The organism is Undibacterium sp. JH2W (assembly GCF_049340425.1).
Lineage (GTDB): Bacteria > Pseudomonadota > Gammaproteobacteria > Burkholderiales > Burkholderiaceae_D > Undibacterium.
On the sequence record NZ_JBMPOT010000008.1, the window covers coordinates 145,959 to 167,538 of the forward strand.

Consider the following 21,580-nt stretch of genomic DNA (forward strand, 5'->3'; position numbering starts at 1 on the left):
TTTAACAGATGGGCAATTGTGGCGAAAGGCAGCAAATAATGTAACCAATACTGCTAAAGTAGCGACATACAATCATCGAAGTATCAAATCTCGCAACCTCGCCCTGCAAAACCATGACTGAAATCCGGCAATTATTGAACAGCATCAAGCAGCAATTGAAGCTGCAAGGCAAAACCTACAGGGACGTGGCTGTGGCCCTGAATTTGTCCGAGGCCACCATCAAGCGCCTGCTCAGCGCAGATAACGGTTCCAATATGAGTATAGAAAGGCTGGCGCAAATCAGCCAGTTCCTGGGTTTTAGCCTCATGGAAATCACGCAGGAGGCAAATACCAGCAATACCCGCATCCATAGCTTGAGCCCCGCACAGGAAAAAGAATTGGTCTCAGACACAAAACTGTTGCTGGTGGCAGTTTGCGCACTGAATCACTGGAAATTTGAAGAAATACTGCAAGTCTACCAACTCAGTGAAACGGAATGCCTGAGCAAACTCCTGCGCCTGGATAAGCTATGCTTGATCAGCCTGATGCCAAATAATCGCATACGCTTGAATATTGCCAGGGATTTTGACTGGCTGCCTCATGGTCCCATACGCCAGTATTTCCACGACACTGGTATGGCAGATTTTCTGGATGCACCGTTTAGTCATGAATATGAATCACAACATTTCATTCACGGCATGCTGACGGATGGTGCCGCTGAGAAATTTCAGGCTGAGATGCGCCAACTCAGGCAAAAACTGTCTGAGCTGCATACTGAGAGTTTGAGTAGCCCGCTTAGGAAAAGGCGTGGCACCGCAGTTTTACTGGCCATGCGCGAATGGGAGCCAGCCAGTTTCACTGCGCTACGCAAAACCTAATTTACTTTCCCGGTCTCGGCAGGCCAACTGCACTCGGGATGGCAACGTCATCACGCAAACGCAAGAATTTAAAACCAAGCAAACGGCGTGGCTTGGCTTGCTTGCTGCTCCTGGTTCTTTCATTGGTACGGCTGATGAAGGTATCAAAGCCTTCTTCCTTGACCTGAGGTTCGCCAGAGTTCAAGAAATTGCGCTTGCCATTGGCATCAACCACAACCAGTCCTACATGGGTGATGGATTGATATCCATCCTTGTCAGACACCACATTCACGAAATCACCATCACGTAACTGATCCAGTACGGCATCTACCTTGTCTGCCTTGACATAGGCTTCGCGGCTGATTTGCACAGGGATATTGCTTACTTTATGGTGCTGCTCACGCAGGAACTTGGCCCTGTCAACGACAATGTCAAAGCTCGCCACCTTGTCGGCACCAAATCCCGCGCTGATGTCTTTGAGCAGCCAGGCGTTATTGGGATTCCAGTCCACTTCCGTGTAATGGTTGCGCGTCACCACACCGATTTGGCCATCCTTGTAACGTATGCGCTGCAAGGTCCAGAAGAATTCTTCCCACGAACTGCTGAGTGCCATAGCATAAGTATGCTCAACAAATACCAGGCAATCGCTATGGGTCAGGCTGTACATGGGCAGGTTGTCATGCAGCTCAAAAGGGAATTCTCCCAGCAGGTTGAGCTTGTAGGGCTGGCCTATGTTTTTCCTGGCGATCATGGCGATACGCTGGCGCAAATCAGGCACATTGGCATGCAAAAATGCCAGATATTGGTCCACCTCTTGCGGCGTCATCTGGAAGATTTTTTTGTTTTGGAATGGCTCATTGGCGAGCCTGGCAGAAGTGCTTGCCTGCTTCTCTTGCGCTTGAACAGGTAAAACAATCAGTAAAGCAGAAGCCAGGGCAAAGGCAAGGACGCGAGGAAGCATGGAAAAATATATGAATAGGCTAAAGCCAGACTTATATCACAAGCCAGGATTTACCCCTTGAAAAACAAAACGCACTCAGCTCACTGAGCTGCATGCGTACACCAGATATTAGCTGAGCTAGCTTAGACCAGCGCTTCCCTCGCAACCAGTACGCCGTCGGCGTCAGCATAAATCCAGTCGCCTGGCTTGATCGCCACACCGGCGATATTAATACGCACATCCTTCATACCGCCACCATGCTTGTTCGAACGCAAAGGCATGGGTGCTATGGCTCGCACGCCGATATTACAGGCATTGATTTCATCCACATCGCGAATACAACCGTGGACAACAATACCTGCCCAGCCATTTTTTTCAGCCAGTGCCGCCAGATTGCCGCCCACCAGCGCGCAACGGAAGCTACCGCCACCGTCTATGACCAGCACCTGACCATTGCCTGGAGTTTCCAGTGTTGCCCTGACGAGGACATTGTCTTCAAAGACTTTCAGCGTTACAGCCTGACCGCTGAATTTGCTGACATTGCCATAGCGCATGAAGATAGGCGGGATAACTGCCAGCTCATGGGTGGCAATCTTGTCTTCATTGGCATCACAGATATCACAGGTAGCAAAGCTCATGATTTGTCCTCGTTAATGTGGAGCCCTATTTTAACCAGCTATGCTTAAGCCGCCAATGCCCTGGTCCTGCTGCCAACATTGACAGCCGTCAAGATGGCCAGCACCTGGAAGAAGCCCACGCAGATAAATACCCAGGAAGGATGATGAGCATCCATGATAGCCCCAAAAATCAGCGGAGCCACCGCCAGACCAGAATCCAGGCCAGAATAGACGATGCCGTACACGCGGCCCGTGGCATTTTTGGGTGCTGCAGCACGTATCATCAAATCACGCGAAGGACCGGCGACACCTGAACCAAAACCGATTGCACCCATCAGCAGAATAGCGATGCCTGCATTTACCACTCCACTAGCCAGTATCAATGAGAAAATCCCGGCAAAGCTGAATGCCAGAGTAATCGTCCTGTCATGATTCGTCGTCCTGGCTGCCAAAAAACCGCCCCACAACATGCCACCAGCAGAAGCCAGCATATACAAGGTATAGGCCGTGGTGGCTGAGCCCAATGACATGTCATACATCTGACGTAAGCTGGCCGATGAAAAACTTTGTATGCCACCCAGTGCCAAGGCAATCATGAAGAAAAAACCGAAACACATCCACACAGCAGGAATACGCATGAAATCCATCGCACCCTCGGCAGCTTTGGCGGCATGTGCTGCGCTTTTATGCTGGACTACTTCGGTATGCAATAAGTCACGGTAAAAAACCAGAATGGCCAACACGGTGAAAGGCAGGAAAGCTGCGCAAAACAAAGCGGTACGCCAAGTCGTCAAGCCAGCGATAGTCACCAGGAACACGGGAGCTGCTGCCCACCCCAAATTACCTGTAATGCCATGTACAGAAAATGCATACCCCAAACGCTGGCTGGATACTTTCTTGTTAAGCAAGGTGTAATCCGAAGGATGAAATACGCTATTCCCTACTCCGGCCAGCATGGAACCCATCAAGAGCATGCTGTAATTTTGCGACATCGACAATACCAAGGCAGCCACGCCCAGACAAGTGATGCCAAAAAACAAAACTGCCCGAGCACCGACCTTATCGACGATGAAACCCGATAAAGCCTGGCCTATGCCAGAGACCACAAAGAATACCGTCATCAGCAAACCCAGCTCGGCAAAGGACAGGCTGAAGGCATCTTTAATCCAGGGGAACAATGGTGCCAGTATCATATGGAAAAAATGGGAAATGCCATGTGCCAGCCCTACCAGACTGATCACCATCACATCCTTTTTCATATTCTCCGGCACTGCCTGGTTTGTCGCTACTGTCGTCATTAAAGTCTTCTCCTGTTTCCAAACACACTTGCAGCTTAGAGCAAGCTATCAAGTAAGCAGTGTATGCAAATTCGCGCAGTCTGATTTAAGATAGATGGACAAACTTTATCGTATTTCCGCCAAACTAGGATTTACCATGGCAATCGACATCCTCACCGATACCCGTCCCCAGGCACCAGACAAGCGCCCCACACCCGATCGACCAGTACGGCTGGCTGCCAGGAATTTGCCAACAGAAGAAGTCATTAGCATGCACAGCCATACCTGGGGTCAGTTCACCTATACACCTCAGGGCATGATGCAGATACTGGCAAACAATAACACCTGGTTCGTGCCGCCATTAAGGGCAATCTGGATACCGCCGAATGTGGCCCATGAAGTGCGCATCATAGAACCTTCACAATTGCGGCTGCTGAATATTCATGCCGATTTTGCACCTTTTCGCGGTACGGATTGCCTGGTACTGGAAGTTTCGCCCTTGCTCAGGGAACTGATCGCCTGCATGGAAGTGATAGAAGTCGCAAGCTCACGTGAATTTCATATCGCGGCTGTCATCATGGATGAATTGCAGGCAGCAAAAGCACTGCCCATACGCTTGCCCATGCCCAGGGATAAACGGCTCAAAAACCTGTGTGGAATTTTACTGGCAGATCCCGCCTCAGTCCTGACGATGGAAGACTATGCATTGCAGGTAGGCGCATCCTCACGTACCCTGTCACGCCTGTTTGAACAGGAACTGGATATGTCATTTACTGCATGGCGTCAGCAAATGCGTTTATCAAAGGCATCTCCCTTGATTACCAGCGGCATGCCTTTATCGCAAGTCGCATCTGAACTGGGATATGCCAGTCAGTCCGCCTTTTCAGCCATGTTCAAGAAAACTTTTGGTGAATCGCCTTCAAGTTTTTTTAAGCAAAGGTAGTCTGGACTTGCTATGCAGCCAAGGCGATTTTGCATAAAACCTGAATAAAAAAAGGGCAGCATTTGCATGCTGCCCCAACTTGCGTTCCTACCAAAGTATAGACCGGTAATCTACCCTCAAGTTCAATCTATTTTCAAGCCAGTTCCCCGGCTTTGCCAAACACCAGTTCATGGTCTTTGGCATCAATCGCGATAATGTCCTTAGGTCCGAATTTGCCTTGCAATATCAGTTTGGACAAGACATTTTCTATCTCTTGCTGGATAGCGCGTTTCAAAGGTCTTGCACCATACACAGGATCAAAACCGGCCTCTGCAATTTTTTGCAGAGCATCTTCGCTGACCCGCAAACCCATGTCCATCTGGCGCAAACGCTGCTCCAGAGTCTTGAGCTGTATCTTGGCAATAGCCCCTATGTTTTTTGCGTCCAGCGCATGGAAGACCACGATTTCATCTATGCGATTGATAAATTCAGGGCGGAAATGGGTTTTGACTTCACCCATGACTGCCATCTTGATGACTTCTGGATCACTACCTTCCATCGCCTGTATCTGATGTGAGCCAAGATTGGACGTCATGACGATCACGGTATTCTTGAAATCCACCGTGCGACCTTGTCCATCTGTCATGCGGCCATCATCGAGCACCTGCAGCAACACATTAAAGACATCATGATGCGCTTTTTCGACTTCGTCCAGCAAAATCACGCTATATGGTTTACGTCTGACTGCCTCGGTCAAATAACCGCCCTCTTCATAGCCCACATAGCCCGGTGGCGCACCTATCAGGCGTGCCACGGAATGTTTTTCCATGAACTCACTCATGTCGATACGGATTAAAGATTCCTCAGTATCAAACATGAAATTTGCCAGGGCCTTGCACAGCTCGGTTTTACCGACACCGGTAGGTCCGAGGAACAGGAAAGAACCATATGGACGACCAGGGTCACCCAGGCCAGAGCGCGAACGGCGAATAGCGTCTGACACGGCAGTGATCGCTTCATGCTGGCCGACGACACGCTGATGCAAGGCATCTTCCATATGCAATAATTTCTCACGCTCACCCTGCATCATACGTGACACGGGTATGCCGGTTGCACGTGAGACTATCTCTGCAATTTCTTCAGCACCTACCTGGGTACGCAAGAGCTTCATCTTGCTGCCATCTTGCTGGTTTTTATCCGCCTGGATATCCGCATGCTTGAGTTGTGCTTCCAGCTCAGGCAATTGACCATACTGCAATTCAGACATGGTTTGCCAGTCGCCACGGCGTTTGGCTTCATCCATTTGCAGGCGGATTTTTTCTATCTCTTCCTTGATATGGGTGCTGCCTTGTACCAGGGCTTTTTCTGCTTTCCAGACTTCTTCCAGATCGGCATATTCCAGAGACAGCTTACCTATCTCTTCCTCGATCAAGACCATGCGCTTCCTGGAGCCGTCGTCTTTCTCGCGTTTTACCGCTTCTTTTTCTATCTTCAGTTGTATCAGGCGACGATCCAGTTTATCCATGACCTCAGGCTTGGAATCTATCTCTATCTTGATCTTGGCTGCAGCCTCGTCAATCAAGTCGATGGCTTTGTCTGGCAAGAAGCGGTCGGTGATGTAGCGGTGTGACAACTCTGCCGCAGCAACGATGGCAGGATCAGTAATATCGACACCATGATGGACTTCGTATTTTTCTTGCAAGCCACGCAGGATCGCTATGGTTGCCTCTACACTAGGTTCATCAACGATGATTTTCTGGAAACGGCGTTCCAGCGCCGCATCTTTTTCTATGTATTTGCGATACTCATCCAGCGTGGTGGCGCCTACGCAGTGCAGCTCGCCGCGTGCCAGTGCAGGTTTGAGCATATTGCCCGCATCCATTGCGCCTTCCGCCTTACCTGCACCTACCATGGTGTGTAGCTCATCGATAAAGACGATGGTCTGGCCTTCATCCATGGCGATTTCCTTGAGTACGGCTTTCAGGCGCTCTTCAAACTCACCGCGGTATTTGGCACCTGCCAGCAAGGCGGCCATATCCAGCGACAAGACGCGCTTGGATTTCAAGCTGTCCGGGACTTCGCCATTGACAATACGCTGTGCCAAGCCTTCGACGATGGCGGTTTTACCAACGCCAGGCTCACCAATGAGCACGGGATTATTCTTGCTGCGGCGCTGCAAGACCTGGATAGCACGGCGAATTTCATCGTCACGACCTATGACAGGATCAAGCTTGCCCAGACGGGCACGTTCTGTCAGGTCCAGCGTATATTTCTTCAAGGCTTCACGTTGCCCTTCAGCATCCTGGCTATCGACATTATTGCTGCCACGCACGGCGGCAATGGCTGCCTCCAGCGCTTTGCGGGTCAAACCATTTTCGCGTGCCAGCTTGCCTGCTTCAGACTTGTCGTCTGTCAGAGCCAGCAAGATCATTTCACTGGCAAGGAACTGGTCACCGCGCTTTTGCGATTCCTTGTCAGCCAGATTCAGCAAGCCAACCAGTTCGCGCCCAGCCTGGACCTGACCATCTGTGCCACTAACCTTTGGCAATCTTTCCAAAGCTGCTTTCAAGGCATTGCTCAGGGCTGTCACATTGACGCCAGCTCTTTGCAAGAGAGAACGGCTGCTGCCATCGTCCTGGTTGATTAATGCCAACAAGACGTGCACAGGTTCTATGTATTGGTTATCATTGCCGACTGCCTGACTTTGCGCATCGGCGAGCGCTTCTTGTAGCTTGGTAGTTAATTTGTCGAGCCGCATGACTCTCTCCTGAAGAATTAGTTAGCATACAATTTGGGGCAGGCCAGCCAATTTCAAGAATAGGCAGAGCTAAACTCGCAGTGCATTTCACGATGTTTGTTTTATATCAAAGACCACATGGATTTACATCAGATACAAATTACTTATCTTCCTGAACAGGATAGATTACTGCTGAAATTATCATTTGCAGAGAAAGATAAGGCAGCGAGACAAGAGATAGACCTCTTGTTTACCCGCCGCACAACCATGAAGTTTTGGCCAGGCTTGCTGGAAGCAATGGGCAAGCAAATCAAGATGAGCAAACCCAGCGCCGCCCACGCCAGCTCAGAGCTGGTGCAAATGGAACATGAAGCCTCAGTGGCCGAAATGAAGGATAGTGGTCATTTTAATGCCCCACTTGAGGATGATGTCGAGGGCTGGCCACTGGGCAAGATCGCTATGTTGCCAGAAAACATACAATTCCACGTCCATGCGAAACTGCCATTCAGGATGGAATTCACGGTCGCTGGCGGCAAGAATTTTGAAATTGCCATGGGCAAACGCTTGCTGCATGGCTTTTGCAAGTTATTCCAGGATGCCGTAGAAAAGGCAGACTGGGGTTTTACGCTGGAAATGCTGGGCAATGCGCCGGAGACACCAGCAGTACATCTGCTGAACTAAGCCTGGCCAGTGACAAAGTTTCTTTAAATGCAGATAAAATTCGATGGATTTATAATGATGCAGATATTTGCTTTATTGACAATCTAAAATCCAAAGAATGCACGATGACATACCTCGTTTTGATTCATCGCCTGATGTAAAAAGCATATTAAAATGATGCAAAAATGCAGTGACTGCGACTAAATGCAGTGACTGCTATTCACTCCGTGAGCATCTTTTCTATGAATTTGCTGCCCCATCTACACTCAAGTTGGATACTATCTGGCGAACATGCATCTGAATCTAAAAAAACTGGCATTGCACAGCGTCGTACTTGGCGCTTTTTACTTCCCCTTCTGCGCTTTTGCGACCCTCCCACCACCGCTTCCGCCCTGTAAATTTTCTGGACGTGCTTCATTTTCCCTGGCAAGTCTAAAGGCCGCAGTAATCGAGGAAGTTGCATTGGATGAAGCTTGGCGCTGCTCAGGCCCTGTCCTGCAAAAAAGGGGGGTAGAAGCGATGCCCATCTGGATCAGCTTACTCGATCATCCTGACCAACGGATTCAAAAATTCGCTTTGGATGGTATAGAGAATATTGTTATTGATCGCTATACACAAAGGGAAAAAGATACGAAATTCAGCTCGTCTGTAATACGTTCATTGACGGGGTACGAGTTAAAAAAAATCCTGCTCGCAGGAGTGAAACACAATACACCAGCATCGCATCTGTGTTTTTTTCTGCCAAATCTTGCCCAGGATGGTGTTGGCCGTGACAGCATCCCTGAATTGATTGCCATGCTTAAGGCGAAGGACCAGTTGGCGATCAATACAGCCTACTGCCTTGGCAATCTGGGCAAGGTTGCACGCCCCGCCATTCCTAAATTACTTGCTTTATTGGCGGACAAAGACGCGGAAATAAAAAGCAGTGAAGCTGATAATTTTGACCAGCAGGCATGGGAGGCAATTGCCCAAATTGGTGTGGATACACCAGCACAGTTTCATACATTGCTGGATAAATTCAATATCGGAAACGGGTCTTATCACAATAGTTATAAACGCAGTGCGCTGTTGCGTTTTGATCCTCTTCCCCCGGCTTTGGCCGTACGTTTTATTAATGAGCTTAATCAGATTGATTTGAAATCGAACTCACGTTTTGAAATAGACCCAGTATTTCCCTGGTTGCAATTGCTTAGCTTCACCCATTCAGAAAAGGCAGCTTCAGCCTTGCTGCCATTCAAAATTTATAGCGTAATGGCGAACATAGGCCCTGTAGCGGTACCATTTTTAATCAAGGAGTTAAGCAAGACAAAACCCGTGCAAGAAAGTGATGCAATTGCAAAGGCATTACTACAGATAGCCACGCCCGAAGCAAAACTGGCAGCAATGACTTATATAGAAAAACAGGTACCAGCATTACTGGCAAGTTTGAAGGGGCCGTATGGTGATCACCGCCGCTTTACTGAATTGAAGCAGGATGCTGCGATAGCTTTCAAACCACTGACCATGCTGCTAAGCGATAGCGATGTAGAAGTGCGCTGGAGGGCATACGCAGCGCTGGAAAAAATTGGTGCCGAAAATGTCAACGATGATGAGAAACGAAGAGCGAAAGGCGACTTTGGAAAGCCGCAAGATTATCGACTGCGTGACCCCAATTTTCCATGGAATGAATCTTTTGAAAAATTACGCGAACTGGGTTTGCGTGGTTCGTATGATGCTTTAAGTGCCTTGTCCACACGCGGTGCATCATCCATCCCAGTTTTAATGGACTTGATAGAGAATAAAGCCATATCAAAGTATGCAGGATCAGATGCCATTCCACGTGACAGAGCGATAGATACCCTTATCGATATGGGCGAACAGGCAACAAGCGCCTGGCCGCGACTGATCGCTGATCTTGATGATGAAAGGCTTGGACATAATCTCGGTAGTGATACTTCCCCCAAACTGGCTTACTTGGGAGGACGCAGTAATTATGTTATCGAATTACTGTTCAAGCACATGATGAAAAGTAAAGATAGCGGCGGGCGCTGGTATGTCGCTAGTGTTTTGGGTGCACTGCTATCACGGCCTCCAGCGATGCTGCTGCCCTCGCCTATGCTTGAGCTCTTGCAAGAGAAGCTCAAAGACAAGAAAACCTGGGATGCCATGTGGAATGATGGCAGTGGTTTGCCAGGAAACCTCGTTATTGCATTGAACCGGGGCATTCAAAATAAAGACAAAAAATTCTTGTATAAGCGCGACACTGAAGAAAAGTTGAATAAGCTGCATGCGAACAAAGCTAGTGCACATTCATGCTTGCAAATGAAGTCGGATGACGGACGAATTTCTCCTTTTCCTGATGCCTCTTGTTTTGTAAGAGAAATTGATGATTTTTGGCATTATTTTCCTGGCGAACGGCCCACTGCTATTGATACACTCACTACATTATTGACCGACAAACACCCCAAAAATCGCCAAATGGCCAGTGATTTGTTAGGCAGTTTAGGCGCTTATTCCACTTCGGCTCTGCCTGCGATGTCCAGACTTCTCAAGGACGATTCTGCCTTGCTTCGTCAAGTAGCAGCAGACAATCTGGTACGGCTCGCCAGGCGGGGCGTAGTCGCACCAGGTTTAATCCCACATTTGCTGAGGCTTATTGATGGCAATGATGAGTCTCAGGCTTATCTGGCTGCCACTGCGCTGAGCAGCTTGCCAGCTATTCCGGCTAGGTATGCTGAGACACTGGCTCATGCAATCAAGAGAAATAAATTTCCACAAAATTTTGAATATCTTGTCATTGCACTAGGTAATACCCAAAGTTTAATTGGCGCGAAATCCCTGCTTCATCATTTAAAACCGGGTTTGAGTTTGAACCAAATGAACAGAATAGGTAGAGCTTTGCAAAAGTCTGGTCTTATTGCTGAGAAATTGACGATAGATGCAATAGCTCACAGTGATAGCAGAGATATAAGCATAGTTCTCGTCAAGACTTTGACACAGTCAGGCTTGGAAAAAAATAAAAGAATAGCTGGCCTGGAGTATGAAAAAATTTTAGCAGTGCTGATGCACGATGTGTCAGTGCCAGATACTTTGGAAACCTGGAATGCAGAAACCAGGCAAAAGGCGGCACAGGATTTAGCTTTGCTGGTAGAAAATTTCCCCCAGGCTCGCAAGCAACTTCTGCCACTAATGCGCAATCCTGATCCCTTAATTCGGGAAATTGCATTGCGTGCGCTATCTGACATTCCCAATGAAGAGATCAGCGCAGCTTTTCAACTGGCGAGCAAAGACATGAATCATAAACTGGCGAAATTGGCTGAGTTTTATCTGGAAGAGAAAAGGAAAATACCTGAGGGAATTTATACACGCTGGTCGCGCTGTGTAGAGCTAAGCAAGTATGACCTCGCTATCGCGCAGCAATGTGAAATGATGTAATGAAACCGAGTGCAGTATAGATAGCAAACAGCTTTTGAAATGAAAAGATTAAAGACTGTACCAGTCAATGCATCTGCAAATCAGGGGAGATTGACGAGTTTGAACGCTGGAAAAAGCGCAACAAATTGAAGATACGCGCGCTTTGAGCAAGTATTTGCGGTGTTCAAGCGCCTTCAGGAAATTAGGTATCGTAAAGTGGGAAAAAGCCCCATCAATGCCCTGATGGGGCCTGACAAACAGTATGAGCGACGCTTATATCACTTGAAGGTGCTATTCGAAATTTCTTGCATTGAAAATTAATGCTTAGTTGAATTTTCCATTTTTTTTGAACTGCTCAGTCGCATCAACCAATGCTGCAGCGATGCCTGGTTCTGAACCGGAATGGCCAGCATCCGCAATCAAGTGCAAACTTGCTTCTGGCCAGGCTTGATGCAGCCTGTGGGCAGTTGTCGGTGGGCAAACCACATCATAACGGCCTTGCACGATGACGGCCGGCAAATGGCGGATGCGGTCTATATCCTCAATCAACTGATCTTCGCGCATGAAGGCTGCATTGATCATGTAATGCGCTTCCAGCCTGCCCAAGCCTATGGCTACCGCATCAGACTCAAAGTCAGCGATGGTGTCCGCCTGCGGCAGCAAGAAGATGCAGGAACCTTCATAACGGCTCCAGTTACGTGCCGCCTCGGTGTAAACTGCCGGGTCGTCGCTGAACAAGCGTTTGGCATAAGCCTGCAGTAAATCATGGCGTTCTTCTGCTGGCACGCCTTCTGCAAAACGCTGATGCACTTCAGGGAAAAACCACTTCATGCCATTCACAAACCATTCAACCTCGGCTTTGGTGCACAGGAAAATACCCCTGAGGACAAAACCAAGGCAGCGCTCAGGATGTGCTTCGCCATAGGCCAGCGCCAGGGTCGACCCCCAAGAACCACCGAAGACCAGCCATTGCTCTATGCCCAGCATGACACGGATTTTTTCTATATCCTCGATCAGCAAGGCCGTGGTGTTATTACGGTATTCACCCAAGGGCAGGGATTTACCCGCACCACGTTGATCGAACAGCACAATGCGATAGTGAGCAGGGTCAAAGAACCTGCGATGATTTGGCGCAGTACCCGCCCCAGGCCCGCCATGCAGGAAAATCACCGGCTGGCCATCGGGATTGCCACTCTCTTCCCAATACAGGGTATGGGTATCATCGACTGCCAGCATGCCAGTACGATGTGGCTCTATGGCTGGAAACAAAGGGGAAGTATCTGCGCTCATGTGGATAAGAAATAGATAGTGTAATTCAAGTATGTAACAACGATTATACTCATGTGCCTTGAGAAGCAATAGGCAATATTGCAATGTCTGATTGTATATTGCGGTATAGACTTTTATTTTCTAAGATGCTGTTTTGCATACAAAACCTCAACATGCCCATGTCAGATACCCGTACAAATTTAAGCAAACATCAACAGCTGGATGTACCAGGCCTCCATAGTTATTGGCTGCGTAAGATGGGCAGCCTTGCTGGCTTGAGTACAGGACATGATCCGCATTTCCATCAGGATCGCCTGCTGCTGCATGTATTGGGCCTGGGTCTGGAACAGACAACGCAGTATCTTTCGCAAAATCGACCAGATTTCGCCGGGTTTGAGGCATGGATCATATATACAGCAGGCATGCCTTCCAGTAATGTCATTGCCCGCTTGCAGAATTTGTTCGATAGTGCGTCACTTTCCCCTGATATCCTGAGTTTGTTTGAACAGGTCGCCAGCATGCCCAATGTTTTCAGCAAAGAAGACTTACAGCATTGGGCCGAACATGGCTTTATCATCTTGCATGATGCTATCCCTGCGGCGGATTGCGAACTGGCGGCCCAGACTATCTGGGATGCTTTGGGTGCCAGCGAAGATGATGAGGCATCCTGGTATCACAAAGGGCATGCAAACATCATGGTGCAATTATTCCAGTCGCCCGCATTTGAGAAAAACCGCCGTTCACTACGCATACACAAGGCCTTTGCGCAACTATGGGGGACGGTAGATTTATGGGCGACTACGGATCGCTGTAGCTTCAACGTTCCTGAAAAACCCGGGCATGTGTTTCAAGGGCCGGATCTGCACTGGGATGTCAGCTTGCAACAACCAGTGCCCTTTGCCACTCAAGGCGTGCTTTACCTGAGCGACACACCACCAGAACAAGGCGCTCTGACACTGGTCCCAGGTTTTCATCAGCAACTGGAGAATTGGCTGGATGCATTACCAGAAAATACCTGCCCCAGGGAACAAGACTTGCATGCACTGGGTTCACAAGCAATAGGCGGCAAGGCTGGTGACCTGGTTATCTGGCATCAGGCCTTGCCCCACGGCAGCCGACCCAATCGAGGCAAGAAACCACGCATAGTGCAATACATTAATATGCTACCCAGCCAATTACAAATACAAGAAACCTGGCGCTGAATCCTAAGCCGTTTCCTTTTCAGGCAATCGCTTTGTAACTGGCAAAACCGGCAAAGCAACAAACAATGGAACCCAGTAAATGCGCGCCGCTATGCAGCAAGGCCCAGCCATAATCGCCACGATGCAGCAAACCCATGGCTTCTGCTGAAAAAGTTGAAAAAGTCGTCAAGCCCCCCAGAAAGCCTGTAATCAACAGCAGCTTCCACTCAGGAGAAAGATGCGGGTTGGCAGAGAAAAAAGCGACCGCAAATCCTATGACATAGCCACCACCCAGATTGGCAATCAAAGTCCCCACTGGCAGCGATGGCATTACGCCATTCAACCACAATCCCAAAGCCCAACGCAGCCAGGCACCAAATGCCGCCCCTACCCCTACCGCCAACGCGCCTAACCAGCTCATGCCATATCCTTTGTTTGCGGACTCCACTTTTGCAAGGCAAGATCATCGGCTTCACGCGCGTCGACCCAGCGCGCACCTTCTGGCGTTCGTTCTTTCTTCCAGAAAGGAGCCTGAGTTTTGAGATAGTCCATAATGAATTCGCAGGCAGCAAAAGCATCGCCGCGATGCCGTGTCGCCACTGCGACCAATACAATCTGATCCAGCGGCAACAAGGGCCCTACCCTATGTATCACGAGGGTGTCGATCAAATCCCAGCGTGCTTGTGCCTGCACAACGATCTGCTCCAGTGCCTTTTCCGTCATACCAGGATAATGTTCCAGCTCCATGGCACTGATGTCCTGGCCGTCGTTGATATCGCGCACCAGACCAACAAAGCTGACCACAGCACCTATCCCTGGATTGCCCTGACGCAGCTGAAGCAGTTCAGCATTCAGGTCGAAATCAGCAGTTTGCACGCGGATAATCATTGATCAACCTCCGGTAACAGGCGGAAAGAAAGCCACTTCTGCACCTTCACTGATTTGGGTATCAGGTTCACACATTTGCTGGTTATAAGCCATACGCAATGCACGTCCTGGCGCTAATACTTCCGCCCAAACATCGCCACGTGCCACCAGCAATGCTCTGACTTCACCGACTGTACTTATACCTTCCGGCAAACTCACTTTTTGCTCGGACATGCCCAGTTTCTCACGGACACTGGCGAAAAAACGTAATTGTATGTTCATCATTCTAGCTAATTGAATTTTCAGGTTATCGCCGAACTATGCTCAGGTAAAACTGCTAAAAGGGATGTATCGTACCAAATCTCCCCTTTGTATAGTTTGGCCTGGCGCAAGATCAATCAGGCCATCACCCCAGACTGTAGAAGTCAGCACACCGGAGCTTTGATTTGCGAACAAATCCAGGTCACCATTAGCATTTATGCGCGCACGCAGAAACTCATTGCGCCGGTCGGGTTTGAGCCAATCAAAATCAGCCCGCACATGATAGGCAGCAGGCTGGACTTTTTCCACCCCTTGCATGCGCAGTAAAAAGGGGCGCACGAACAACAAGAAAGTCACGAAGCTTGATACTGGATTCCCCGGCAAACCCATGAAGAATGCCTTGCCAACTTCACCAAAAGCCAGCGGCTTGCCCGGCTTCATGGCGATCTGCCACATATTCAAACTACCCTCAGCTTCGACTGCGGGACGTATATGGTCTTCCTCACCAACAGAAACTCCACCAGAAGTGATGATGAGATCATGTTCCTGGCTGGCGCGGCGCAGAGTCTCACGTGTTGCATCCAGCTGGTCTGGCACGATGCCATAATCAGTGATCTTGCATCCCATTTCCTGCAGCAAACCTGTCAGCGTAAAACGATTGGAGTTATAAATCGCTCCTGGTTTTAGAGGCTCGCCAGGCATGGTCAGTTCATCGCCAGTAAAAAAAACTGCAACCCTGGGCAAGCGCAATACGGGTAGCTGCGCCAATCCAACTGAGGCAGCCAATCCCAGCTCTTGTGCACGCAAGCGGGTACCAGCCGTCAATATGATGGCACCAGCCTGGATATCTTCTCCTTGTCGCCGCACCCATTCACCAGCCTTTGGTTGGTGTTTAATGATGACAAAATCACCCTCGGCCTGACACTGCTCCTGCATGACAACAACATCTGCACCCTCAGGTATCATCGCACCCGTGAATATTCGTGCCGCCGTCCCTGGCTCCAGAGCCTGGGCAACACAGCCAGCCGGGATACGTTGCGAGACACGCAAGCGCGTCTCTGCACTGACACAATCACTGGCACGCACCGCATAACCATCCATCTGGGTATTATCGACGGGTGGCACATGCAGCAGAGATGATTGATCTTGCGCCAGGATGCGGCCACAAGCGGCTATCGTCGCCAGCGTTTCAATGCCCTCCACGGGGCGCACGGCTGACAATAGAAATTCCAGTGCTTCTTTGCTGCTCAGCATAGGTTTGGACATGGTTGAGGATTCCGCTTCTGCTTATTTTAGTAAGCAATATTGTAGCCTGAGTCCGGGGTGAGAAAATATAAGCAAGCAATGTTATGTCGTATAGCTGGCAGTAATAAAAAGCAAAAAAAATCCACAGGCAATATGCATGTGGATTTTTCTGCAAACTTAGAACCTGTCTATGATCTTAGATATCTATCAAGGCCGCATAGTCAAACTCAATTCCATCATCAGGGTACGATGCCAAGCTGGCCATTTTGGACTGAGATCCTGACCCTGTCGCCGACGCGGTAGTAATTGTTCGGTTCAACTATGAGCGCGCGCTGGTCACCATTATTCAATCGTATCGTCAGCTCCAGTTTATTTCTTTGGTTACCACGTTCCATTTCATTACCAATGACGCCGCCTGCAATGGCACCACCTACAGTAGCCAGATCACGCCCCGTGCCTTTGCCAACCTGATGGCCGAGTACACCACCAAGCAAGGCCCCTACCACAGCGCCACCACCTGAAGAGCCGCCACCTACGCTTACTTCACGCATGCCTACGATGACAGCAGTATCCACGTAACTGTTTTGATATTGATTCACATAGGGCTGAGACTGTGGGTACTGAGTCTGGTATTGAGGCTGATACTGATTGGGATATTGCGCAGGATATTGATTTTGCGTTTGGGCTGGATAACGCTGGGTAGCACATCCTGCCAATGCAGAAAGCAGTGCAATTGTAGTCAGGATAGTAAGCTTACGCATGAAAAACTCCGAAAAAAGTGATGTACGGTATCAACGCAGCAGCAAAATTATTGTTGACAGCGGCCATAAAAAAATTCAATAAGTCACAGTCACTTGTACATCCACCTCAAGCAAGCTGATAGCACAACTCTGCCGTCAAACTCACCTGAAAATAGGTGAAGTCAAATTTTAAAATCGAATTTATAAGTAAAAAACCAATGCTTCGATGCGACAAATGCAAATAAGAACGATTATCATTTACTTTTATATTTCATTTAGTTACAATTGCGCACTGATTTTTTTACATTCCCACCTCAGCCATTCTTCAAGAAAAGCCAGCGGTATTTTATTTTCATCTCTTATTTTCCTCCAAGAAATATCATGGCCCACATCAAGAGTCGCAAGCACAAACACACTTTATTTAACGCCCTGACTAATTCACGCATCAATCATACGATGACAGTGGCCGCTGCAGCATTTCTGCTGCCTATCGCTGCCCATGCTGCCGACCCAGCCTTGCCGGAAGTCAAAGTAACTGCAAAAACAGAAAATGACTTCAAGGCTGACAAGGCATCCTCGGCAAAATATACACAGCCGCTGGTAGATACCACACAAACCATTACCGTCATCAAGCGCGAACTGATAGACCAGCAAGGTGCATTGACGCTGACTGAAGCGCTGCGCAACACACCTGGTGTTGGCGCCTTCTTCCTGGGTGAAAACGGTAGCACCAGCACCGGTGACAGCATTTATATGCGTGGTTTTGATGCTTCCAGCAGCATTTATGTCGATGGCGTGCGCGACCTGGGTTCCATCTCCCGTGACTTGTTCAATATCGAACAAATCGATGTACTGAAAGGCCCTGCTGGCACCGATGGTGGCCGTGGCGCGCCTACCGGCTCGGTGAACCTGGTCAGCAAACAGGCGACCCTTGATGATGCAACATCTGGCAATGTAACAGTAGGCAGTGCCAGCCAAAAACGCGTCGCCCTGGACTGGAACAAAGCCATCAGCGCAGAACAAGGCAGCGCCTTCCGCCTGAATGTGTTCGACCAGGATAGTGGAGTAGCTGGTCGCAATGAAGTCAAGAACAAGCGTTGGGGTGTGGCACCTTCGTTGGCTTTTGGCCTGAAGTCCCCTACCCGCTTCTATCTGAATTACCTGCATGTACAGCAAGACAATATGCCGGATGGTGGTGTACCGACGATAGGCTTGCCAGGTTATAGCAGCCCTGATCCAAAACGCCCTTTCATCGGCAATGCACCAAGAGTTGACTCCAAAAATTTCTATGGCTCCATCTATGACTTCGACAAGGTCACTGCCGACATGCTGACTGGCCGCATAGAACATGACTTCAGCGACAAGGTAAGACTGATCAATACTGCACGCTATGGTAAGACCAGTCAGCATTATTTGTTAACCTCTTTCATGGGTTCCGCAGCCAATCTGTTGACGCCAATAGAAAAAGATATTTCTACCTGGACTTTGGCGCGCAGCATACGCACCTTGAAAGACCAGGAAAATGAAATCCTGACCAACCAGACCAATCTGGTTGCAGACCTGGAACTGGCTGGCCTGAAACACAGCCTGGTTGGTGGTATAGAAGTGACCAGTGAAAAACAAAATACCTGGGGTAATGATGGCCTGGGCGATGTGAAACCTGCCAATTTCTATAACCCTAATCCACGTGACACCATCACTGGCCTGAACCCGGTACGCAATGCTGTATTCACCCGAGGCAGCACCAATACCGCCAGCGTCTATGCGTTTGACACCATCAAGTTCAGTCCTGAATGGCAAGCCAATGCAGGCGTGCGCATTGACCGCTACACGACAGATTATTCTGCCGCCAGCTTGTCTACTGCCGCGGCCAATCCTACTTTGCCAGTAGGAACGCCTATACCTAGCAATTTGAACACCTCGGGAAATCTGATCAATTTCAAAGTGGGCGCACTGTATAAACCAACCAAGGACAGCAGTGTCTATGCATCGTATTCGACCTCCAAGCAACCACCTGGCGGCTCCAACTTTGCCCTGAGCACATCGGCAAACAGTGCTGCCAATCCAAAGTTTGATCCGCAAGAAACCAAGAATATGGAAGTCGGTACCAAATGGGATTTGCTGGACCAAAAATTATCGTTCACAGCGGCAATTTACCGTACTGAAGTATCCAATGACATAGTACAAAACCTGGTCGACCTGCTGTACTACCAGACTGGTAAAAAACGCGTACAAGGCGTGGAACTGGGAGTCACCGGCGCAGTCAATCGCAACTGGCTGGTCAGTGCTGGTTACACCAGAATGGATACCAGTGTAGAAAGCGGTCCAGCTGTCACTGCCCTGGGTATCAATAACCTGAGCTATACACCGAAACAAAGCTTTACAGCATGGACTTCTTACCAATTACCTTTGGGCATCAAAATTGGTGGTGGTGGGCGTTTTGTTGACTCGCTGCTGCGTGGCACGGATGGTGCAGTAGGTACGCCAGCCAAAACAGAATCCTATTGGGTGTTTGATGGCATGGCCAGTTATGCAGTCAGCAAAAATATCGACCTGCAACTGAACATCAATAATCTGGCAGACAAGGCTTATGTTGCTTCCATCAATAAAAGTGGCTACCGTTACACTCCAGGTGCACCAAGAACTTTCAGCCTGACAGCAAATGTGAAATTCTAAAGTTATTTAAAAGTAATTTTGGCCCCTCTCCCTGCGGTGCTTTTCCTGGAGCCTTCGTCATGATGTTACATATACCGGGCGTGCTCAGCCGTGAGCAAGTCAGTGCAATTCGATCAAGGCTGGACGCAGCAAACTGGGTAGATGGCAAGCAAACCGTGGGCGACCAGGGCGCCCTGGTCAAACGCAACCGCCAACTGCCTGAGCATTCTGCACTGGCACAAGAGCTAGGCCAGATTGTCTTGCATGCCTTAAAGAACAATCCCCTTTTTTTTGCCGCTGCCCTGCCCTTGCGCATCGTACCGCCCTTGTTTAACTCTTATGCCGGTGGTGAGCACTACGGCCTGCATGTGGACGGTGCTGTACGCCAAGTTGCCAATGGCAATTACAGCCTGCGCACCGATGTGTCCTCTACTTTATTTCTGTGTGATCCGGAGGAGTATGAAGGTGGCGAACTGGAAGTGGTCGATACCTACGGCACCCACGAGGTGAAATTGCCAGCCGGTGACTTGATACTCTACCCATCCACCAGCCTGCACCAGGTCTTACCCGTAACACGTGGTGAGCGGGTGTGTTCATTTTTATGGACGCAAAGTATGATACGCGACGATGCCCGCCGCAGCATGCTGTTTGATATGGACCAGAATATTACCCGCCTGCGCACACAACTTGGCGATAGCCCTGAAGTACTGAGCCTGACAGGTCAGTATCACAATCTCTTGCGCATGTGGTCTGAGACCTGACATTGCAGCTTATTTGCACATTATCCGTGACAGTCATACGCAAAGCCCGCACAGATAAATTTCTATGCGGGCTTTCTTACTTAACGGTAAACTGGCTTTCATCGAAACCCAGCCAGAAAAGCGCAGATCAGACAAACATGAAACTTGACAAGCAAAATAGCCAGTCTGCAGGGTGCATGGATGTTTAAACCGTTTTCTGACTATCTTTCCAATAAGAGATTTGAGTCACTCGATGGCTTGCGTGCCATCAGCATCATTGCTGTCATCTGGCATCACACGGCACCCGCTGGCACCAATGCCATGCTGGCGAGCATAGGGGCACAAGGCGTGCAATTATTCTTTGCCATCAGTGGTTTTCTGATCACAACTTTATTACTCAGAGAGCGTGAACGCAATGGCAAGATAGACCTCAAGGCATTTTACCTGCGCCGCTCCTTGCGTATCTTCCCTCTGTATTACGGCACATTAGCGCTGTACATTATCCTGGTTTTTTTGCTTGAACGACATACGGCTGTGGGCCAGGCCTTTTTCCAGAATCTGATTTACTTTGCCACTTACACTTCGAATATATTTGTGGACCTGGATGGCCGGGTGATTTTTTATTTTGCCTGGTCACTGGCAGCAGAAGAGCAATTTTATCTGGTGTGGCCACCACTGCTGCTATGGGCGGGTTCTGCCGGGAGGGCTGGTGCAATACTGCTACTAGTCATCCTTGCCTGCATACTTAGCCAATTGCTAGGCCAGCACTATCTCGACCTGATACAACTGCCCATCGTTCTCTCTGCCTTGCTGGCGATAGGCTTGAATAATGAAAGAACTTTTACCTTGCTCTACAAAATACTCGCTCAGACCTGGTCTGCACCGTTGATTTTCTTTGCGCTGATGCTGAGCTTACTCAGCAATGTGCTGCCAGGCTTTGTTTCATCCATCTTGTTTGCTACCCTTGTGGGCTCTTGCGTGATCCGTGGGCAACACTCCTTGCTACCCTTGCTCGCATTCAAACCCCTCGCCTACCTGGGCACGATCAGTTACGGCATGTATATGCTGCATATGCTGTGCAAGAACCTGGTCAACAAATTTTTACATCTATTCCATCTTGATGAGGCAGGCATTGCAGTTTTCTTGCTAACCTTGCTCACCTCTGCCATCTTGGCCAGTATCAGCTTCCGCTATTATGAATCCTGGTTCCTGGCATGGAAAACACGCTTTGAGCGCTAAC

At 49.2% G+C, this 21,580-nt stretch carries 18 protein-coding genes; 8 read left to right on the forward strand and 10 right to left on the reverse strand.

The window, feature by feature from the left end; all coding sequences use genetic code 11:
• Positions 1 to 113: 113 nt before the first annotated feature.
• Positions 114 to 857 (forward strand): helix-turn-helix domain-containing protein, encoded by a 744-nt coding sequence (locus ACO0LC_RS13620; protein ID WP_423003891.1) that lies wholly within the window; start codon positions 114 to 116, stop codon positions 855 to 857.
• A 1-nt stretch (position 858) separates the two neighbouring features.
• Here ACO0LC_RS13620 and ACO0LC_RS13625 read toward each other — a convergent pair whose 3' ends face one another.
• From ACO0LC_RS13625 to ACO0LC_RS13635, 3 genes are all read right to left on the reverse strand, one after another.
• On the reverse strand, positions 859 to 1,797 hold the full coding sequence (locus ACO0LC_RS13625; RefSeq protein ID WP_423003893.1) for an N-acetylmuramoyl-L-alanine amidase-like domain-containing protein: 939 nt from the start codon (positions 1,795 to 1,797) through the stop codon (positions 859 to 861).
• Between the two features lie 122 nt (positions 1,798 to 1,919).
• Positions 1,920 to 2,414, reverse strand: a complete 495-nt coding sequence (rraA, locus tag ACO0LC_RS13630; RefSeq protein WP_423003895.1) for a ribonuclease E activity regulator RraA — start codon at positions 2,412 to 2,414, stop codon at positions 1,920 to 1,922.
• A gap of 44 nt (positions 2,415 to 2,458) precedes the next feature.
• Entirely contained in the window at positions 2,459 to 3,691 is a 1,233-nt protein-coding gene (locus ACO0LC_RS13635; protein WP_423003897.1) for an MFS transporter, read from the reverse strand.
• A 136-nt stretch (positions 3,692 to 3,827) separates the two neighbouring features.
• On the opposite strand from ACO0LC_RS13635, the gene ACO0LC_RS13640 reads away from it, so the two are divergent.
• Positions 3,828 to 4,613 carry an AraC family transcriptional regulator gene (locus tag ACO0LC_RS13640; RefSeq protein ID WP_423003899.1) on the forward strand — a complete coding sequence of 262 codons (786 nt, stop codon included), beginning with the start codon at positions 3,828 to 3,830 and terminating at the stop codon, positions 4,611 to 4,613.
• 133 nt (positions 4,614 to 4,746) lie between these two features.
• Here ACO0LC_RS13640 and clpB read toward each other — a convergent pair whose 3' ends face one another.
• The gene (clpB, locus tag ACO0LC_RS13645) at positions 4,747 to 7,350 is read right to left on the reverse strand and encodes an ATP-dependent chaperone ClpB (protein WP_423003901.1); all 2,604 of its coding nucleotides are present in this window, start codon (positions 7,348 to 7,350) and stop codon (positions 4,747 to 4,749) included.
• A gap of 117 nt (positions 7,351 to 7,467) precedes the next feature.
• Here clpB and ACO0LC_RS13650 point away from each other — a divergent pair, with 117 nt between their 5' ends.
• Together ACO0LC_RS13650 and ACO0LC_RS13655 are read left to right on the forward strand one after the other, a co-directional pair.
• The gene (locus tag ACO0LC_RS13650) at positions 7,468 to 8,010 is read left to right on the forward strand and encodes a hypothetical protein (protein WP_423003903.1); all 543 of its coding nucleotides are present in this window, start codon (positions 7,468 to 7,470) and stop codon (positions 8,008 to 8,010) included.
• Positions 8,011 to 8,280: 270 nt separating this feature from the next.
• A complete protein-coding gene (locus ACO0LC_RS13655) occupies positions 8,281 to 11,403 on the forward strand; it encodes a HEAT repeat domain-containing protein (protein ID WP_423003905.1) in 3,123 nt (1,040 codons plus the stop codon).
• Between the two features lie 303 nt (positions 11,404 to 11,706).
• Here the strand turns inward: ACO0LC_RS13655 and pip are convergent, their stop codons facing one another.
• Positions 11,707 to 12,672 (reverse strand): prolyl aminopeptidase, encoded by a 966-nt coding sequence (gene pip, locus ACO0LC_RS13660; protein WP_423003907.1) that lies wholly within the window; start codon positions 12,670 to 12,672, stop codon positions 11,707 to 11,709.
• Positions 12,673 to 12,830: 158 nt separating this feature from the next.
• Here pip and ACO0LC_RS13665 point away from each other — a divergent pair, with 158 nt between their 5' ends.
• Positions 12,831 to 13,853, forward strand: coding sequence for a phytanoyl-CoA dioxygenase family protein (locus tag ACO0LC_RS13665; protein ID WP_423003909.1), 1,023 nt, complete (start codon positions 12,831 to 12,833; stop codon positions 13,851 to 13,853).
• A 19-nt stretch (positions 13,854 to 13,872) separates the two neighbouring features.
• Here ACO0LC_RS13665 and crcB read toward each other — a convergent pair whose 3' ends face one another.
• The 5 genes from crcB to ACO0LC_RS13690 form a co-directional block, all read right to left on the reverse strand.
• Positions 13,873 to 14,253, reverse strand: a complete 381-nt coding sequence (gene crcB, locus ACO0LC_RS13670; protein WP_423003911.1) for a fluoride efflux transporter CrcB — start codon at positions 14,251 to 14,253, stop codon at positions 13,873 to 13,875.
• On the reverse strand, positions 14,250 to 14,720 hold the full coding sequence (gene moaE / locus ACO0LC_RS13675; protein WP_423003913.1) for a molybdopterin synthase catalytic subunit MoaE: 471 nt from the start codon (positions 14,718 to 14,720) through the stop codon (positions 14,250 to 14,252). The genes crcB and moaE overlap by 4 nt, the downstream gene beginning before the upstream one ends.
• A gap of 3 nt (positions 14,721 to 14,723) precedes the next feature.
• The gene (moaD, locus tag ACO0LC_RS13680; protein ID WP_423003915.1) at positions 14,724 to 14,981 is read right to left on the reverse strand and encodes a molybdopterin converting factor subunit 1; all 258 of its coding nucleotides are present in this window, start codon (positions 14,979 to 14,981) and stop codon (positions 14,724 to 14,726) included.
• 42 nt (positions 14,982 to 15,023) lie between these two features.
• Complete coding sequence (glp, locus tag ACO0LC_RS13685) at positions 15,024 to 16,226, reverse strand: gephyrin-like molybdotransferase Glp (protein WP_423003917.1); 1,203 nt, start codon at positions 16,224 to 16,226, stop codon at positions 15,024 to 15,026.
• A gap of 218 nt (positions 16,227 to 16,444) precedes the next feature.
• Positions 16,445 to 16,966, reverse strand: a complete 522-nt coding sequence (locus ACO0LC_RS13690; protein ID WP_423003919.1) for a glycine zipper 2TM domain-containing protein — start codon at positions 16,964 to 16,966, stop codon at positions 16,445 to 16,447.
• A 360-nt stretch (positions 16,967 to 17,326) separates the two neighbouring features.
• Here ACO0LC_RS13690 and ACO0LC_RS13695 point away from each other — a divergent pair, with 360 nt between their 5' ends.
• The 3 genes from ACO0LC_RS13695 (at position 17,327) to ACO0LC_RS13705 (ending at position 21,579) form a co-directional block, all read left to right on the forward strand.
• Positions 17,327 to 19,621 carry a catecholate siderophore receptor Fiu gene (locus tag ACO0LC_RS13695; protein ID WP_423003921.1) on the forward strand — a complete coding sequence of 765 codons (2,295 nt, stop codon included), beginning with the start codon at positions 17,327 to 17,329 and terminating at the stop codon, positions 19,619 to 19,621.
• A 59-nt stretch (positions 19,622 to 19,680) separates the two neighbouring features.
• A complete protein-coding gene (locus ACO0LC_RS13700; protein WP_423003929.1) occupies positions 19,681 to 20,361 on the forward strand; it encodes a Fe2+-dependent dioxygenase in 681 nt (226 codons plus the stop codon).
• Positions 20,362 to 20,505: 144 nt separating this feature from the next.
• Complete coding sequence (locus tag ACO0LC_RS13705) at positions 20,506 to 21,579, forward strand: acyltransferase family protein (RefSeq protein WP_423003931.1); 1,074 nt, start codon at positions 20,506 to 20,508, stop codon at positions 21,577 to 21,579.
• The last annotated feature ends 1 nt before the right edge of the window (position 21,580 follow it).